General features: G+C 57.9%; 17 protein-coding genes and 2 pseudogenes (1 of these 19 cut by a window edge). 8 read left to right on the forward strand and 11 right to left on the reverse strand.

Features of this window, described 5'->3' with window-relative positions; translation table 11 throughout:
• The 3 genes in view from tnpB to ABLV49_RS11770 are tightly spaced (at most 5 nt apart) and all read left to right on the forward strand, a layout consistent with a single transcriptional unit that may run on beyond the window.
• Positions 1 to 146 carry the 3' portion of an IS66 family insertion sequence element accessory protein TnpB gene (gene tnpB, locus ABLV49_RS11760; protein WP_349276583.1) on the forward strand. It extends 241 nt beyond the left edge of the window, so only the last 146 of its 387 coding nucleotides appear in the window; the start codon falls outside the window, past its left edge; it ends in the stop codon at positions 144 to 146.
• 5 nt (positions 147 to 151) lie between these two features.
• Positions 152 to 1,732, forward strand: coding sequence for an IS66 family transposase (gene tnpC / locus ABLV49_RS11765; protein WP_349276585.1), 1,581 nt, complete (start codon positions 152 to 154; stop codon positions 1,730 to 1,732).
• 4 nt (positions 1,733 to 1,736) lie between these two features.
• Positions 1,737 to 2,288 (forward strand): hypothetical protein, encoded by a 552-nt coding sequence (locus ABLV49_RS11770; RefSeq protein ID WP_349276587.1) that lies wholly within the window; start codon positions 1,737 to 1,739, stop codon positions 2,286 to 2,288.
• 41 nt (positions 2,289 to 2,329) lie between these two features.
• Here the strand turns inward: ABLV49_RS11770 and tnpA are convergent, their stop codons facing one another.
• Positions 2,330 to 2,608 carry an IS66 family insertion sequence element accessory protein TnpA gene (gene tnpA / locus ABLV49_RS11775; protein ID WP_349276589.1) on the reverse strand — a complete coding sequence of 93 codons (279 nt, stop codon included), beginning with the start codon at positions 2,606 to 2,608 and terminating at the stop codon, positions 2,330 to 2,332.
• Positions 2,609 to 2,682: 74 nt separating this feature from the next.
• Here tnpA and ABLV49_RS11780 point away from each other — a divergent pair.
• From ABLV49_RS11780 to ABLV49_RS11790, 3 genes and pseudogenes are all read left to right on the forward strand, one after another.
• Positions 2,683 to 3,060: pseudogene (locus ABLV49_RS11780) on the forward strand (integrase core domain-containing protein); the annotation flags it as partial.
• A gap of 116 nt (positions 3,061 to 3,176) precedes the next feature.
• Positions 3,177 to 4,253 (forward strand): IS110 family transposase, encoded by a 1,077-nt coding sequence (locus tag ABLV49_RS11785; RefSeq protein WP_349276591.1) that lies wholly within the window; start codon positions 3,177 to 3,179, stop codon positions 4,251 to 4,253.
• Positions 4,254 to 4,569: 316 nt separating this feature from the next.
• Positions 4,570 to 4,671 (forward strand): annotated as a pseudogene (locus tag ABLV49_RS11790) (IS5/IS1182 family transposase); the annotation flags it as partial.
• Between the two features lie 19 nt (positions 4,672 to 4,690).
• Here the strand turns inward: ABLV49_RS11790 and ABLV49_RS11795 are convergent.
• The 10 genes from ABLV49_RS11795 to ABLV49_RS11840 are packed head-to-tail and all read right to left on the reverse strand — an operon-like array spanning position 4,691 to position 13,519.
• Complete coding sequence (locus ABLV49_RS11795; RefSeq protein WP_349276592.1) at positions 4,691 to 5,902, reverse strand: glycosyltransferase family 4 protein; 1,212 nt, start codon at positions 5,900 to 5,902, stop codon at positions 4,691 to 4,693.
• Complete coding sequence (locus ABLV49_RS11800; protein ID WP_349276594.1) at positions 5,899 to 6,648, reverse strand: polysaccharide deacetylase family protein; 750 nt, start codon at positions 6,646 to 6,648, stop codon at positions 5,899 to 5,901. The genes ABLV49_RS11795 and ABLV49_RS11800 overlap by 4 nt, the downstream gene beginning before the upstream one ends.
• A gap of 19 nt (positions 6,649 to 6,667) precedes the next feature.
• On the reverse strand, positions 6,668 to 8,167 hold the full coding sequence (rng, locus tag ABLV49_RS11805; RefSeq protein WP_349276596.1) for a ribonuclease G: 1,500 nt from the start codon (positions 8,165 to 8,167) through the stop codon (positions 6,668 to 6,670).
• Between the two features lie 18 nt (positions 8,168 to 8,185).
• Positions 8,186 to 8,788, reverse strand: a complete 603-nt coding sequence (locus ABLV49_RS11810; RefSeq protein ID WP_349276597.1) for a Maf family protein — start codon at positions 8,786 to 8,788, stop codon at positions 8,186 to 8,188.
• Between the two features lie 21 nt (positions 8,789 to 8,809).
• Entirely contained in the window at positions 8,810 to 9,277 is a 468-nt protein-coding gene (gene rlmH / locus ABLV49_RS11815) for a 23S rRNA (pseudouridine(1915)-N(3))-methyltransferase RlmH (RefSeq protein WP_011801131.1), read from the reverse strand.
• On the reverse strand, positions 9,274 to 10,143 hold the full coding sequence (gene rsfS, locus ABLV49_RS11820) for a ribosome silencing factor (protein ID WP_349276599.1): 870 nt from the start codon (positions 10,141 to 10,143) through the stop codon (positions 9,274 to 9,276). Before rsfS ends, rlmH begins: the two co-directional genes overlap by 4 nt.
• A complete protein-coding gene (locus tag ABLV49_RS11825; RefSeq protein ID WP_349276601.1) occupies positions 10,140 to 10,511 on the reverse strand; it encodes a nicotinate-nicotinamide nucleotide adenylyltransferase in 372 nt (123 codons plus the stop codon). The genes rsfS and ABLV49_RS11825 overlap by 4 nt, the downstream gene beginning before the upstream one ends.
• Positions 10,512 to 10,532: 21 nt before the next feature.
• Positions 10,533 to 11,456, reverse strand: a complete 924-nt coding sequence (hemF, locus tag ABLV49_RS11830) for an oxygen-dependent coproporphyrinogen oxidase (protein ID WP_349276602.1) — start codon at positions 11,454 to 11,456, stop codon at positions 10,533 to 10,535.
• Positions 11,457 to 11,465: 9 nt separating this feature from the next.
• Entirely contained in the window at positions 11,466 to 12,758 is a 1,293-nt protein-coding gene (gene purD / locus ABLV49_RS11835; protein WP_349276604.1) for a phosphoribosylamine--glycine ligase, read from the reverse strand.
• A 35-nt stretch (positions 12,759 to 12,793) separates the two neighbouring features.
• Positions 12,794 to 13,519, reverse strand: a complete 726-nt coding sequence (locus ABLV49_RS11840; protein ID WP_349276606.1) for a YebC/PmpR family DNA-binding transcriptional regulator — start codon at positions 13,517 to 13,519, stop codon at positions 12,794 to 12,796.
• A 93-nt stretch (positions 13,520 to 13,612) separates the two neighbouring features.
• On the opposite strand from ABLV49_RS11840, the gene ABLV49_RS11845 reads away from it, so the two are divergent.
• Both ABLV49_RS11845 and upp read left to right on the forward strand, forming a co-directional pair.
• Positions 13,613 to 15,130, forward strand: a complete 1,518-nt coding sequence (locus ABLV49_RS11845; protein WP_349276608.1) for a helicase HerA-like domain-containing protein — start codon at positions 13,613 to 13,615, stop codon at positions 15,128 to 15,130.
• A 38-nt stretch (positions 15,131 to 15,168) separates the two neighbouring features.
• Positions 15,169 to 15,798, forward strand: a complete 630-nt coding sequence (gene upp, locus ABLV49_RS11850; protein ID WP_349276610.1) for a uracil phosphoribosyltransferase — start codon at positions 15,169 to 15,171, stop codon at positions 15,796 to 15,798.
• The last annotated feature ends 4 nt before the right edge of the window (positions 15,799 to 15,802 follow it).

The following is a 15,802-nucleotide window of genomic DNA, read 5'->3' on the forward strand; positions in this document are numbered from 1 at the left end:
GTGCGGTGGTTCACCGCGAGATGGACTGGACGGCGTTGAAACTCATGCTCGAGGGCATCGAGCCCAAACGGCAGTACAAGCGCTATCGCAGCCCGCGCAATTGGGGACAATCCTGTGCCGTACCGCAGGCGCCCTCGGTAACATAAGGTCTATGTCTTTGACGCTGACGCCCCGAGTTCCTGATGCCATCGCGGTGGCTGCGCTCGGGCCTGCGCAAATAGCGCAGATGCTGCAGAGCCAGGCCGCACAGATCGAGGAGCTCAAACGCCAGATCGAGTGGTTCAAGCGCCAGATCTTCGGCAACAAGAGCGAGCGCTTTGTGCCCCAGGTCGATGCGCAGCAGATGCACCTCGGCCAGTTGCTGGGCGATCTGGCACAGCCTGGCGATCAGAGCGAAACCACCCAGATCGTTCCCGCCCACAAGCGTCGCCGGACCGTCAGCGACTTCAGCGATGAGGGGGCTGCGGCGGCGACATTCTTCGACGAGGCCAAGGTGCCGGTGCAGGTCATCGAGGTTCCCAACCCTGAAGCACAAGGTCTGGCGCCCGAGCAGTACGAGGTCATCGGCGAGAAGATCAGTCACCGCCTGGCGCAGCGCCCGGGCAGCTTTGTCGTACTCAAGTACGTGCGCCCCGTGATCAAGCGCCGCGACACGCAGACCCTGCACTGTCCGAGCGCGCCGCTGGGCGTCATCGAGGGCAGCCGTGCCGACGTCAGCTTCATCGCCGGCGTGCTGCTGGACAAGTTCCGCTGGCACCTGCCGCTGTACCGCCAACACCAGCGCATCCAGGAGGCCGGCTTCAAGACCAGCCGGCCGTGGTTGACACAGCTGGTGCAGAAAGCGGCACAGTTGCTCGAACCCATCTACACGGCGCAGCTCGATTCGATCCGTGCCAGCCGCGTCATCACGATGGACGAGACCCCGATCAAGGCCGGCCTGGGCGGTGGCGGCAAGATGAAGGCCAGCTACTTTTGGCCGGTTTACGGTGAACATGACGAGGTGTGCTTCCCGCACTTCGAGTCACGTCGCCATGAGCATGTGCAGCAGGCCCTGGGCCTCAAACGCAAACCGGGCACCGTGCTGCTGAGCGACGGCTACGAGGCGTATGCCAGCTACGCCAGCAAGAGCGGCATCACCCACGCTCAATGTTGGGCCCACTCCAGGCGGGCGTTCTTCGAAGCGCAGGGCGCCGAACCCAAGGGGGCGGCCGAGGCCTTGCGCCAGATCGGCGCGCTCTACCAGATCGAGGACGAGATCCGCCAGGCCAAGCTTTTGGGTGAGGCCAAGCGGGTGCATCGTCTCGCCCACAGCAAGCCTCGGGTTCAGGCATTCTTCACCTGGGTCGATCAGCAGTTTGAACAGCAGGGCCTGTTGCCGAGCAACCCGTTGACGAAGGCCTTGGCCTACGTGCGCGAGCGTCGTGCGGGGTTGTCGGTCTTCCTCGAAGACGCTGACGTGGCCATCGACACGAACCACATCGAACGTGCCCTGCGCCCGATTCCGATGGGCAAGAAGAATTGGTTATTTTATTGGACGGAGGTGGGCGCCAAGCACGCCGGCATCGTGCAAAGCCTGATCGCGACATGCCGGCTGCATGACATCGATCCATACACCTACCTCGTCGATGTCTTGCAGCGCATCAGCGTGCAGCCGGCGCAGCGCGTGCACGAGCTCACCCCGCGGCTGTGGAAGCAACACTTCGCCGAGCGCCCCTTGCGCTCGGGAATCTGAGTCCATGAGCGAGCTGTCCCAGGCCCAGGTCGTCCAGGCGGTCGTTGCCGTGGAGCGCATGAGCGCTGCACAGCGCGTGCAGCTGGCCGACGAAATTTATCTGCGCCAGCCCAACCTGCTGGCCTCGGTGCTGGTGCTCGAGCGCATGGGCGTGAGCCTGCAGCAGCTGGAAGTACCGATTTACATCCTGATGGTGGCCTGCCAGGCCATCAAGGCGTCGGCGCTGGACTGGCCCCTCATCACGGAGGACGTTCAGGAGCGCTGCCTGCAGCGCCTCAATGGCAGCATTCGGTTCGACGAATGTTTGAGTCCCGAGCTCATGCGGCAAGCCGCCCAACAACGCGTCGACGATCATGCGCAACGCTATCTGCTGGCGTTCGTACACGGGTACTTGCGCGATCATGACTTGCTGGCGGTGCGCAGCGATGCCGAGAAATACCTGCTGCTGGCCTCCTTCAATCTCGTCGAATGCATCGCCGCCACCGCACCCGGCGGCAGACCTCAGCGCCGTCCTTCCTCTGGCAAGCAAACCGCGTCCCGACTCCGACCCTTCTGAGCATCCGGGCTTACGCGTCAACAACGCCGCAGGGTTACCGGTTACGGGCAAGGCGCGGGCGCACCCGAGCCCATCGTACCCAAATCGACGAAAGCCATCGGTGCCTGGCTTTGGGCGTCCTGCTTGAGCTGGCGAACCACGCCAGCCCCACCAAGCAAGCGCGAACGCCAGCGCGCAAAGCTACTGCGGCACAGACCCTCACGGCGGCAGAACGCCTCTACCGTCAATCCGGCGCCTTCAAAGCGTTTGAACGCTTCGAGCCAGGCTTGCTCGTTCAAACGGTGACGGCGCTTTACGCCCTCGTTGACCATGGCTTGCATCGCTGTTGCTCCTCATCGTAAATCAATGAAGGCATTGTTCCCGACGACACCTTTGCAAGGAAGGACGCCGTTCAGTTACCGGTTACCTGCGCATGGCCTGGTTCAAGCGCCACCCGGGCAAGCACGCGGGGGTGCTGTTTCACAGCGACCGGGGCAGCCAGTACGCCAGTGGTGTCTTCAGGAATGTGCTCAAGGAGTACGGCATCACGAGTTCCATGAGTCGGCGTGGCAACTGTTGGGATAATGCCTGTAGCGAGACGCTATTTGGCTCGTTGAAGGTGGAGCGCTTGCACGGGCAACGCTTCGTGACTCGGCGCCACGCCAAGGATGAGACCATCGCGTGGCTGCTTTGGTACAACAAAGCCCGGCTGCATTCGACGCTGGCTTACGTCAGCCCGATGCAGTTCGAGCAAACCTGGCTTGCGGTTCAGCCCAGGCAAGCCAGTTCATGATCTCGGTTATGGGATACGCAATCCGAATACGAAGGGACTTTCCACTTTCAGGCAACGGAGTCGCGTGCCAAGATTGAAATTCGAAGTCACTGCAACCCTTTGAATGGAGAATTACCATGAACGAGATTACCCGAGTCGGTGTTGATTTGGCAAAGAACGTCATCCAGGTTCACGCCGTCGATGCGGCTGGCAAGATGGTGACAAACAGGGCTCTGTCGCGAGGCAAGTTCATTGAGTGGTGCGCCACATTGCCTGCGCGCTGTCTTGTCGCAATGGAGGCCAGTTCCAGTGCGCATTACTGGGCTCGCAAACTCGCTGCCCTCGGCTTGGATGCGCGAATCATTGCTGCACAGCTCGTGAGCCCGTATCGACTGTCGGGCAAAAGCGGCAAGAACGACGCCAATGACGCGGCCGCGGTGTGCGAGGCGGCCTCTCGCCCTACCATGCGCTTCGTGCCCATCAAGACCATCTCCCAGCAAGGCATGCTGTGCGTGCATCGCTTGCGTGAGGGATTGAAAGAAGAGCGCACCGCCTGCATCAATCGCATTCGGGGCCTGCTGGCCGAATTCGGCTTGGTGATAGCCCGCAGTTCCAAGGCATTGAGCGAGTGCCTGAGTGAAATGATTGAGGATGCTGACAACGATCTGCCAGGCACAGCCCGTCTGGTTATTGAACGTGCGCGCAGTCAGTGGCAAGAGATCGACGCCCATATTGAGTGGTGTGATGAACGCATTGCCGCGCACATCAAGGACGATGAGCAAGCCAAGATGGCGACCCGGCTCATGGGCGTTGGTCCCGTCACGGCATCGGCGGTGGTGGCTACGGTGGGTGACTTTAAGCAGTTCAAGAACGGTGCACAGTTCGGCGCGTGGCTGGGGTTGACGCCAAGGCAGAATTCCAGCGGAGGAAAAAACAATCTGGGCAGCATCACCAAGCGCGGTGACATGTACCTGCGCATGCTGCTCATTCAGGCAGCTAAGTCAGCCGTCATGACTGCGCATAAGCGCGACGATCCGATCTCCCTATGGACGCACAAACTGCGTGAGAAATCCGGTTGGCAAAAGGCCATGGTCGCGCTTGCCAACAAGAATGCGCGCATTCTGTGGGCCGTGATGACAAAGGGCCAGCCCTTTGATGCGCGGCATGTGAGTGTCAATCCGGCATGCACCACTCTCTTGGTGCCGGCGGCATAGCAATCCAATCACAGTGTAGTTTCCTTGCCAGACGTGAAATCGAAGATGCAATGAACAGGTCAGACCGGCAGCAGGCAAACTCGACTTGCCCCTTGTGATTCGGGTTAATCGAATCACGAAATCCGAATGGAGTCCTGCTGAGCGGTTCGTATCTGGGGCCGCACTGTAACCAGTGCAACAAGCCCGTCTGTAGGTTTGCAGTCTGTTCCTCGTTTCAAGTCACTTCGTGCTTCTCGGTCGCAAGGAATACCGTCTCTCTTGACTGCGTGAAAAGTCCCTGTAGGGGCAAGGTCAACCTGATTGAAAACCTCTTCCGCGCATGAAGGTATTTCGCCGTGTTGCCACCCGGTTTGACAAGCTCGACATCAGATTTCTGGGCTTTGTACACATCGCCGGCATCATGAAATGGCTCCACTGACTTTCCGAACACGGCCTAGTCACTGAGCGTTGACAGCGTTTTTACTTGCAAGCACTGAGTGGTACAGCGACTCCTGCTTCAGTACCAGCTTGCGCCACTGGTAGGAGCTAGCGAAATCCTTCGCCCCTTGACTCAACTGATTTCGTAGCACTGGTTGGGTCAGAACCAATTCAAGAGCATGCTGCAACTGGAATGCATCTGTAGGGCTATCAAGAATTAGAGCATTAATGCCATGCTGCAGCAAACCTGAAATACCACAGTATTTTGACCCACTAATAACTACCGGCAAGCCATAGGACATGGCTTCCAGAACGACCATGGCGAAAGTGTCTTCAAGCGTAGGATGGGCCAAGCAATCTGCAGCTTCATAGGCAGGTGCAACGTCTTTAAGTGAACCTAGAAAGAAAACGCGATTTCCCAAGTTTAATGTTTTCACCTGCTCTCTGAAGAAGGATATCTGCGACTGATTCCCCACGACTGCCAACATGAAGTCGACAGGAAACCGTGCAAGCGCCTTCAGCAAGGTTGCAAGGCCTTTTTTTCGGTAATCGTTGGCGACAAACAGTATGCAGTACCCAGCGAGGGGCAAACCTAATAATGCCCTTGCCGCATCTTTGCGCAGTTTCGTTACCGGTAACTGCGGCATCGTAATGCCCGGAGTAATAACCGAAATCATTTCTGTGCAGACCGGGTAGCTGGATTCCATGATGGCGCGCAGGTGGTCAGAAGTGACGACCACTTTTCGGCCCTGACGGATGGCATACCTCAAGTGCTCAAGGCCCAGATAAGCCAGCAGGCGCGGACTCGTGACTACCTTGATCCAGCGCAAAGCCCGCCGTCCACCTTTACGATCATGAAACAGATTGTACTTTACCGGCAGGACATGCACCGTCTGAACATCGCCGTGCCATGTGTTTTCGTGTGAATGCACTACGTCAAAACCGTGTCGGGTCAACCACCATGTACAGGTGGCGAACCACAACTGATTGATCCAGCGCGGTTTAAGCAGCGGAGCAGAAACGCGGTGATAAATGACCCCAGGCCACTGATGATCTATTTCCTGTGCAAACACATGAATCTCATGCCTTGCCGCCAGTTGCTCCACCAACGAAATGGAATACCTTTCGGCACCACCGCCTGCTGTCGAAAAAGTCCGGTTTAAAACCGCGATACGCAATCTTCTTTTGTCGCTATTCAAATGCGCAGCAGAATTTGAAAGCGGCGCACTCATTTTTTCCGCCGATCCTCATAGGCGGTCGCAATTTTGAGCAAAAAAACCGGCAGGCTGGTCGAGCGCAAAACGGGCACCCGCGGCAATTGCAGCATGCCGGTCTGGGCATGACAACGGCCACGCTGTGTGGTTGTAGCAGTCACAAAGCCCAATTCCTCGGCAACGGCCATATGCCTAGGCTCATAGCGACCATAGGGGTAACAAAAATGATCAACTGGCCGCTTTACGACTGACTCAAGCTCGGTTTTTCCAAGCGTCATCTCAACGCAACACTCGTCCTCGCCTGCAGCGGTCAAATCGATATGCATACGGGTGTGCGATCCCACCTCTTGCCCAGCCTCAACCCATTGACGAATTTGCGATTCGTTCATCAGCGGGGTCTGCGCAATGCCCTGACTTTCATCCCACACATTGGTCTTGCCAAGCAATCCACTCACGGCATAGCAGGTGGACGAAAAACCCTGCTTCATCAATGCAGGCAAGGCATGTGAAAGGTTGTTCAAGTAACCATCATCAAAAGTAATTCCTACAACCTTACCGCTCTTTTTACCAAGCAGATAGGGTTGCAGGGCACTCATGGACAAGCCCGTGTAACCCAGTCGTTTTAGCCAGGCCATTTGCCTTGCAAAGGCTGCTGGCGCGACATACAAGCTTCGAAAAGGACTCCCTTTGGGAGGTGCTGCGGCAATCTGGTGATACACCAGAATCGGAATGGGTTTGGTGTTGGCCGTGTATATTTTTGACATGCTGTGCAAATCAATCTGATCACAACAACACGATATCGTATTGTTCTTGTGCCATGACCGCTTCAGCCTGCAGGGAAATGGGCTTTCCAATGAAGTCGCTCAGGCTTGCCAAGTGCTGGCTTTCTTCATCCAGAAACAACTCAATCACTTTGGGCGAAGCCACTATCCTGAACTCACGTGGATTGAACTGCCGCGCTTCGCGCAAAATTTCACGCAATATATCGTAGGTCACGCTGCGCGCTGTTTTGACAATGCCTTTGCCAGTACAGGCACTGCAAGGTTCGCACAGTTGATGCGCCAGTGACTCCCGGGTCCGCTTGCGCGTCATTTCGAGCAATCCCAACGCCGAAAATCCATTGACCGCTGTCTTGATGCGATCCCGCGCCAATTGTTTTTTGAACTCGGCCAGTACTGCATCACGGTGGTTTTCCTTGGTCATGTCGATAAAATCGACAATCACAATACCGCCCAGGTTACGCAGGCGTAGTTGCCGGGCAATCGCTTGAGCCGCCTCAAGATTGGTTTTGTAAATGGTTTCTTCGAAATTGCGGGCGCCGACAAACCCGCCCGTATTCACATCAATAGTGGTCAAGGCTTCCGTCTGGTCAATGACCAGATAGCCGCCTGATTTGAGGTCCACCCTGCGGCCTAGCGCTTTTGCAATTTCTTCGTCAATATTAAAAAGGTCAAAAATAGGTCGTTCACCGCTGTAAAGCTGAAGTTTTGGTACCGTTGAAGGCATGAACTCCACCGCAAAAGCTTTCAGCTTTTCAAACTGCTCACGGGAATCAATGCGGATGGTTTGCGTATTTTCCAACACCATATCGCGCAATACACGCTGTAGCAGACTCAAGTCCTGATGCAAAACCGACGCAGCAGGCAAGCGCAATGAGGCGTCCTTGATGCGTATCCAGGTTTTCCTTAAATAAGCGATGTCCTCGGCCAACTCCGTGTCAGTAGCCTCCTCCCCATTCGTGCGAAGGATAAAGCCCCCGCCCATATCACCCACCAGAGTCTGGACACGTTGACGCAAGTCTTCGCGCTGCCGGGGCGGAATTTTTTGCGACACGCCGATGTGATTATCCTGAGGCAAAAAGACCAGCAAACGGCCAGCGATGCTGATTTGCGCTGTCAGTCGAGCCCCCTTGGTGCCCATTGGGTCCTTGAGAACCTGCACCATCACAGCTTGTCCCTCGAACAACTGCTTTTCAATCGGCCGAAGCGATGAAGCAGCCGGCAATATCGATGTACCGTCTGCCCGCAACTCGGTTTCTACATGGCGACTATTGATGCTGCTCATCAAGTCGGCAACATGCAGAAATGCGGCACGGTCCAAGCCTATGTCGATGAACGCAGACTGCATTCCTGGTAGCACCCGCACCACCTTGCCAAGATAAACATTTCCCACCAAGCCACGCTCAAGTGTGCGTTCAACCTGCAACTCCTGCACAGCTGCATGCTCCACCACGGCAACCCGTGTCTCCTGCGGCGACCAGTTAATCAGTATCTCTTGTTGCATTGTTGTCAGACGGTAAGGCTAAATATCAAGGCCGGCATCCTGGAGCAACGAGGCCGTTTCCCATAGGGGCAGCCCCATGATGCCACTGTAGCTGCCGCTGATGCGGGTAATGTGCATCGCCACCCGGCCCTGTATCGCGTAGGCGCCTGCTTTACCCATGGGTTCTCCAGTCGCCACATAAGTCTTGATCTGCCTGGCAGTCATGGCCTCAAGGCTCACCCTTGAGGCACTAAGGGCCTCAAATCGCTGCTCCCCCTGCTGGACAGCAACTGCCGTCAGGACACGATGGGTTCTGCCAGCCAGTTCAGACAGCATGCGTTCCGCATCCTGGGCATTGTCCGGCTTGCCGTAAATTGCGCGCCCGAGCGCAACGGTGGTGTCAGAGCACAAAATAGGCGCGGGCAGCAGTTGACGCCGGGCTAACCGCGCTGAAGCGGCTTCAAGCTTGAGTCCTGTCACCCGCTTGACGTACGCCGCAGGCGCCTCGTTGTGTAGCGCAATCTCCAGCGCCTCGGCATCTTCACCAGCGTCAGGCAGCAGCAACTCATACCGCACGCCCAGTTGTTCCAGCAACTGGCGGCGCCTCGGGCTTTGAGAGGCCAGATAAACAAAATTCACCATACTCAAAATACCTGCAAAAAACTACTCGCGATGATACGGATGATTGATGGTGATGCTCCATGCACGGTAAAGCTGTTCGATCAGCAGCACGCGCACCATGGCATGCGGCAGGGTCAGGTCCGAGAGGCGAATGCGTTGATGGGCGGACTGCTTGAAGCCGGCATCCAGCCCATCCGGCCCGCCAATCACGATAGCGACATCATCACCGGACAGTTGCCAGTTTTTAAGATGCTCGGCCAATGCCATGGTGGTGACGGCCGTTCCGCGCTCATCCAGCGCCACAATCCGGCAGCCTCGGGCAATAGCGCCTTCGATGCGGGTGCGCTCTGCCGCGAGCAGGTTCTCAAGGGTCTTGGAACCACGCGGTTCGGTTTTGACTGCCTTGAGTTCGACTTTCAGTTCGGGTGGAAAGCGTTTGGCGTAGTCGTCATAGGCGGTCTGTGCCCAGTCGGGCACCTTCTGGCCGACGGCTACGATGGTCAGCCTCATTCGCTCCGTGTCGTGGTTTTCTTCGCTGCAGGCTTCTTGACTGCAGGCTTTTTAACAGCGGTCTTGGCAACGGTTTTCTTGGCAGCCACTTTTTTAGCGGCAGGAATTTTGACAATCGGCGTCTTGGCTGGTGCTTTTTTAACGGCTGCTTTCTTCGCCTCCGGCTTGGTCTCTGTCGTGGCTACCCTGGCCGGTTTGCGCGCCTTGATGGTTTTTGCCTCAGGCTCTGCGGCCGGCTCCGTGGCGTTGCGCTTGGCGGTCCAGTCGTTGGTCTTGCCAACCCGACCCACATAAGTGCCGTCATCGGTTCGGGCAATTTTTTTGACGTCGGGCTGGGCATCATCGCCCATGGCATCTTTTGCGGCCTTGAACGGCTTGGCGGCAGATTTGGACTTGCTGCCGGCAACAGTGCGTGACCTGCTGGCAGGCTTGGCTTCTGCTTTCACCTCGACCTTGGCCGCTTTGGGCAGCGGTGCGGGCGCTCCCAGCTTGAGCTTGATGGGTTTATCGCCCCAGAGTTCTTCCAGGTTGTAGTACTGGCGAATCGTGGGCTGCATGATGTGCGCGACAGCCGCGCCGCAGTCCACAATGATCCACTCTCCATTTTCCTCGCCCTCGATGCGGGGCTTGGCAAAACCGGCATCACGTACGGCATCGCGTACGCTGGCTGCGAGGGCTTTGGTCTGGCGGTTGGAAGTTCCCGAGGCAACGATCACACGCTCGAAAAGAGAAGTGATGTGCTCGGTATCAAACACCTGGATGTTTTGCGCCTTGACATCCTCCAGCCCGTCAATAATGGCGCGCTGCAGTTTTTGGACATCTTTTTTGCCCTCGGTGCTGGGGGTTTTGACAATGGTAGAGGTCATGCAATGCTTTGCTTCAATAAGGTAAAAAAATTAACCGGGCCGTACAGCTGATGAAGCGAAATATAACGCGCAACCGGTTCTGGAACCAATTTCGCGACTTCTTCAGCAGTGTCAGCGCCTGAAGCCATCAACCGATGGACTTGAGTGGCACTGACCGGCATCAAGGGCAGCTTGAGAGTGAAAAATCGGTGATTATGCGGCGCGTAAGCATCAAATAGAGTTTGAGCCAGCGTAGATTGAGCGCGATCAGCTATACAAATTATAGCGATTTCGAGAATCTCCTTCCATTTGTGCCATTGCCTGAAAGCTGCAAACTGGTCCGCGCCTATAAACAGGTAGAGTTGGCACCCAGGATTCCCGGCCTGCACGTTCGTCTGCGACTTCAGCGCTCAAATCCAGTCCCGCCTGACCAGAAACTCTTTGTAAAGACGTTCCTCGGGCGATCCGGCTTCATTCGGCCGCTGGTAAGACCAGCTTGCCAGAGGCGGCATCGACATCAAAATCGATTCGGTGCGCCCGCCCGACTGCAGGCCGAAATGGGTGCCTCGGTCCCACACCAGGTTGAATTCCACATAGCGGCCCCGGCGGTACAACTGAAACTCGCGCTCGCGTTCACCGAAAACGCTCTCCTTGCGGCGCTCGACTATCGGTAAATAAGCCTGCAAAAACGAATCGCCGACGCTTTGCATCATGGCAAAACTCTGCGCCAGGCCAAGCTCCTGAAAATCATCGAAAAACACGCCGCCGATGCCGCGCTGTTCCTGACGATGCTTGAGGTAGAAATACTCATCGCACCACTGCTTGAAGCGTGGATATTTGTCGTCACCAAATGGCTTCAAACTGTCTTTGCAGACCTGGTGAAAATGCACGGCGTCTTCATCAAAACCGTAAAAAGGCGTCAGGTCCATGCCACCACCAAACCAGCAAACCGGCTCGCAATTTTCACCAACAGGTGTTGCCGCCAGCATCCGGACATTCATATGAACGGTCGGCACGTAGGGATTGCGGGGGTGAAACACCAGCGAAACGCCCATGGCTTCAAACGGAGCGCCTGCCAGTTCGGGCCGGTGCTGGGTTGCAGACGGCGGCAGCCTCGGACCCCGTACATGGGAAAAGCCGCAGCCGGCGCGCTCGAATACCCTGCCTTGCTCCAGAATTTTGGTGATGCCATTGCCCTGCAGCGCTTCACCCGGCTCTTTTTGCCAGTGGTCAGCCATAAATGGCTGGCCGTCCACCTCGGCAATCGCTTGGGTGATCCGTTCCTGCAAACCCAATAGAAAAGTGCGAACGGTTGAAAGGTCGATGCTGGACATGATCGGCAATCAGGACTTGATGGCCCGGTATCCAATGTCTTTGCGGTACTGCGCGCCATCAAAATCAATCCCGCGCGCGACCTCGTAGGCGCGTTGCTGCGCGGCCTTGACCGTGCCGCCAAGGGCGGTCACGCACAGCACGCGGCCGCCGGAAGTGACGATGGACCCATCCTGGCGTTGCGTGCCCGCGTGAAACACCATGGCATCTTCGGTTGCCAGCGGAAGACCGTGGATCGCATCGCCCTTGCGCGGATGCAGCGGATAACCGTGCGCGGCCATGACCACACCCAAAGCCGGACGACGGTCCCATTCCAGTTCCATCTTGTCGAGGGCACCCGAGGTGGCGGCCATCATCACGTCGAACAGATCGGTTTTCAGCCGCATCATGATGGGCTGGGTTTCCGGGTCGCCCATGCGGCAGTTGAACTCCAGCGTCTTGGGCTTGCCGTGGGCATCAATCATCAGGCCGGCGTACAAAAAGCCGGTAAACGGAATACCGTCCTTTTCCATGCCCTTGATGGTCGGCAGGATGATTTCGCGCATCGCCCGGGCATGCACATCGGGCGTGACCACCGGGGCTGGCGAATACGCGCCCATGCCGCCGGTGTTCGGACCCAGGTCGCCGTCGAGCAGACGCTTGTGGTCCTGGCTGGTGGCCATGGCTGCCACGTTCTTGCCGTCGCACATGACGATGAAACTGGCTTCTTCGCCTTGCAGGAATTCCTCGATGACGACGCGCGCGCCGCCTTCGTTGTGCGTCACGCCCAGCGGGTTGAATTCCTTGTCGGGCGCCAGCATGAACTCGATGGCCTCATGCGCCTTGTGCAGCGTCATCGCCACCACCACGCCCTTGCCAGCCGCCAGGCCATCGGCCTTGACGACAATCGGCGCGCCCTTTTCATCGATATAGGCATGCGCCGCCGCCGCATCGGTGAAGGTCTCATACTCCGCCGTCGGAATATGGTGGCGCTTCATGAAGGCCTTGGAAAAGGCCTTGGAGCTTTCCAGTTGCGCGGCCGCCTTGGTCGGGCCAAACACCCGCAGGCCATGCTTGCGGAACTCATCGACGATGCCAGCGGCCAGCGGCTGCTCGGGGCCAACGACCGTCAGCGCTATCTTTTCAGTAGCTGCCCATGCACGCAGGGCTTGCACATCCGTGATATTTATGTTCTCAAGCCGAGAATCTAACGCCGTTCCGCCATTGCCCGGCGCGACATAAACCGCCTGTACCTTCGGCGACTGGGCCAGTTTCCAGGCCAGCGCATGCTCACGGCCGCCGCCACCGATTACTAAAACTTTCATGCTGCAGCTTTCATTGTTGTCTTTATAAGAATGGTTTATTCGGAAAGCTCGGCGTTGTGGAAGACTTCCTGCGTGTCGTCCATATCTTCCAGCACATCCAGCAGCTTTTGCATCTTCTGGGCATCTTCGCCCGTCAGTTCAATCGTGTTGTCGGCGCGCATGGTGACTTCGGCCAACTCGGGCGTCAAGCCGGCCGCTTCCAGCGCGTTCTTGACGCTTTCAAGCTCGGTGTAAGGCGTCAGCACTTCAATCGCGCCGTCTTCATGCGCGATCACATCGTCGGCACCGGCCTCCAAAGCCACCTCCATGACCTTGTCTTCGCTCGTGCCGGGCGCAAAAATCATCTGGCCGCAGTGCTTGAACTGGAACACCACCGAGCCTTCGGTGCCCATGTTGCCGCCGTGCTTGGAAAACGCATGGCGAACTTCGGCCACCGTGCGCACCTTGTTGTCGGTCATGCAATCGACCAGAATCGCCGCGCCGCCAATGCCATAGCCTTCATAACGAACTTCCTCGTAGTGAACGCCTTCGAGGTTGCCCGTGGCCTTGTCGATGTTGCGCTTGACCGTGTCGGCCGCCAGGTTGGCCGCCTTTGCCTTCTCAACCGCCAGGCGCAAGCGTGGATTGGTCGCCAGGTCACCGCCGCCCAGGCGTGCGGCCACCATGATTTCGCGGATGACCCGCGTCCAGATCTTGCCGCGTTTGTCGTCCTGGCGACCCTTGCGGTGCTGAATATTCGCCCATTTACTATGACCAGCCACGGAAAATCCTTTTGCAATTGATTTAATCTATACGCTGCATTTTACTTTTCGCTTGTCTTCTCTCCGGCAAGTTTCATCAGGACCACCCAAATCATGGCCGATCCGCTCCTCATTGCCAAAAATTCCTCGACCCAATGCGAGCTTCTGCCTGCGCTGGCCAACCGGCATGGGCTGATCACCGGCGCCACCGGAACGGGAAAAACAGTCACCTTGCAGACCCTGGCCGAAAGCTTTTCCAGGATCGGCGTGCCCGTCTTCATGGCCGACGTGAAGGGCGACCTGACCGGCATCAGCCAGGCGGGCACGCTGGGCGAAAAAATGGCCGGCATCCTGAAAGAGCGCGGCATCGTCGCACCCGATCCCCTGGCCTGCCCGGCCACGCTGTGGGACGTGTTTGGCGAACAGGGCCATCCGGTGCGCGCCACCGTGTCCGACATGGGGCCGTTGCTGCTCGGCCGCATGCTCAACCTGAATGAGACGCAGGAAGGCGTCCTCAACCTGGTCTTCAAGATTGCCGACGACAACGGCCTGCTGCTGCTTGACCTGAAGGATTTGCGCGCCATGCTGCAGTACGTCGGTGAAAACGCCAAGGACTTCACGACGAAATACGGCAACGTCAGCGCCGCCAGCGTGGGCGCCATCCAGCGCGGGCTGATGCAGATCGAAACCCAGGGAGGCGCCAAATTCTTCGGCGAGCCGATGCTCAACATCAGCGACTTCATGCAGACCGACAGCGCCGGGCATGGCGTCGTCAACATCCTGGCTGCCGACAAGCTGATGCATTCGCCGCGCCTGTATGCCACTTTTTTACTGTGGATGCTGTCGGAGCTGTTCGAGCAGTTGCCCGAAATCGGCGACCCCGACAAGCCCAAGCTGGTGTTCTTTTTTGACGAGGCCCATTTGCTGTTCACCGATGCGCCAAAAGCGCTGGTCGAGCGCATCGAACTGGTGGTGCGGCTGGTGCGCTCCAAGGGCGTGGGTGTTTATTTCGTCACGCAAAATCCACTCGACATTCCGGACTCGGTCCTGGCCCAACTGGGCAACCGGGTGCAGCACGCCCTGCGCGCCTACACCCCGCGCGACCAGAAAGCGGTCAAGGCGACAGCCCAGACGATGCGGCAAAAGCCCGGGCTGGACATTGAAACCGCCATCACCGAACTCGCCGTGGGCGAAGCGCTGGTGAGTTTCCTGGATGCCAAAGGCCGCCCCAGCGTGACCGAGCGGGTTTACGTGCTGCCGCCCGGCAGCCAGATCGGTCCCATCTCGTTGCCCCAACGCCAGCAGTTGCTGCAGGACTCGCTGGTGGCCGGCGTGTATGAAAAAGAAATGGATCGGGTATCAGCTTACGAAATGCTTCTGGAGCGTGCTGGCTCTGCAGCCAGCCCGGCCTCTACAGCGCCCAACGGCGGCGCGGCGGGCGAGTCGGCGTTTGGCGGCATGCTGGGCGGACTCAATGACGTGCTGTTTGGCACCACGGGACCGCGCGGCGCCAGGCATGACGGCCTGGCACAAAGCATGGCCAGGTCCGCCGTTCGCACCATGGGCTCTACCGTAGGCCGCGAAATCATCCGCGGCGTACTGGGCAGCCTGTTTGGCGGCAGGAAACGCTGAAAAATCCGAATCAACCACCCCAAGAAAGCCCGCCACTCATGAGCAACGTCCACCTGATCAGCCATCCGCTGGTGCAACACAAGCTGACCCTGATGCGTCGCAAGGACGCATCCACCAGCACCTTTCGCACCTTGCTCAATGAGCTGAGCAACCTGATGGCCTATGAAGTCACCCGCGACATGCCGCTTCAGGACATAGAAGTCGAAACGCCGCTGGAGACCACGACCGGCAAGATCATTGACGGAAAAAAGCTCGTTCTGGTTTCCATCCTGCGCGCCGGCAACGGTTTTCTCGATGGTTTTCTCAACGTGGTGCCCGGCGCCCGCGTAGGCCACATCGGCCTGTACCGCGATCCTGAAACGCTGTCGCCGGTCGAGTATTACTTCAAGATGCCGCAGGAGATGCAAGAGCGCGACATCGTCATCGTCGATCCGATGCTGGCCACCGGCAACTCGGCCATCGCGGCGGTTGACCGGCTGAAGCAACTCAAGCCCCGGTCCATCAAGTTTGTCTGCCTGCTGACCTGCCCCGAGGGCGTTGCCGCCCTGCAAAAAATCCACCCCGACGTGGCGATTTACACCGCAGCCATTGACCGGCAGCTCAATGAGCATGGCTACATCCTGCCGGGCCTGGGGGACGCCGGAGACCGTATTTTTGGAACAAAATAAGGCT

Origin of the sequence: Polaromonas hydrogenivorans, assembly GCF_040105105.1 — a bacterium.
Taxonomy (GTDB): Bacteria; Pseudomonadota; Gammaproteobacteria; order Burkholderiales; family Burkholderiaceae_C; genus Polaromonas; species Polaromonas hydrogenivorans.

Bases quoted from the DNA above. Each gene is read 5' to 3' on its own strand.
- tnpC (WP_349276585.1), top strand. From the start codon at position 152: ATGTCTTTGACGCTGACGCCCCGAGTTCCTGATGCCATCGCGGTGGCT.
- ABLV49_RS11770 (WP_349276587.1), top strand. From the start codon at position 1,737: ATGAGCGAGCTGTCCCAGGCCCAGGTCGTCCAGGCGGTCGTTGCCGTG.
- tnpA (WP_349276589.1), bottom strand. From the start codon at position 2,608: ATGCAAGCCATGGTCAACGAGGGCGTAAAGCGCCGTCACCGTTTGAAC.
- ABLV49_RS11785 (WP_349276591.1), top strand. From the start codon at position 3,177: ATGAACGAGATTACCCGAGTCGGTGTTGATTTGGCAAAGAACGTCATC.
- ABLV49_RS11795 (WP_349276592.1), bottom strand. From the start codon at position 5,902: ATGAGTGCGCCGCTTTCAAATTCTGCTGCGCATTTGAATAGCGACAAA.
- ABLV49_RS11800 (WP_349276594.1), bottom strand. From the start codon at position 6,648: ATGTCAAAAATATACACGGCCAACACCAAACCCATTCCGATTCTGGTG.
- rng (WP_349276596.1), bottom strand. From the start codon at position 8,167: ATGCAACAAGAGATACTGATTAACTGGTCGCCGCAGGAGACACGGGTT.
- ABLV49_RS11810 (WP_349276597.1), bottom strand. From the start codon at position 8,788: ATGGTGAATTTTGTTTATCTGGCCTCTCAAAGCCCGAGGCGCCGCCAG.
- rlmH (WP_011801131.1), bottom strand. From the start codon at position 9,277: ATGAGGCTGACCATCGTAGCCGTCGGCCAGAAGGTGCCCGACTGGGCA.
- rsfS (WP_349276599.1), bottom strand. From the start codon at position 10,143: ATGACCTCTACCATTGTCAAAACCCCCAGCACCGAGGGCAAAAAAGAT.
- hemF (WP_349276602.1), bottom strand. From the start codon at position 11,456: ATGTCCAGCATCGACCTTTCAACCGTTCGCACTTTTCTATTGGGTTTG.
- purD (WP_349276604.1), bottom strand. From the start codon at position 12,758: ATGAAAGTTTTAGTAATCGGTGGCGGCGGCCGTGAGCATGCGCTGGCC.
- ABLV49_RS11845 (WP_349276608.1), top strand. From the start codon at position 13,613: ATGGCCGATCCGCTCCTCATTGCCAAAAATTCCTCGACCCAATGCGAG.
- upp (WP_349276610.1), top strand. From the start codon at position 15,169: ATGAGCAACGTCCACCTGATCAGCCATCCGCTGGTGCAACACAAGCTG.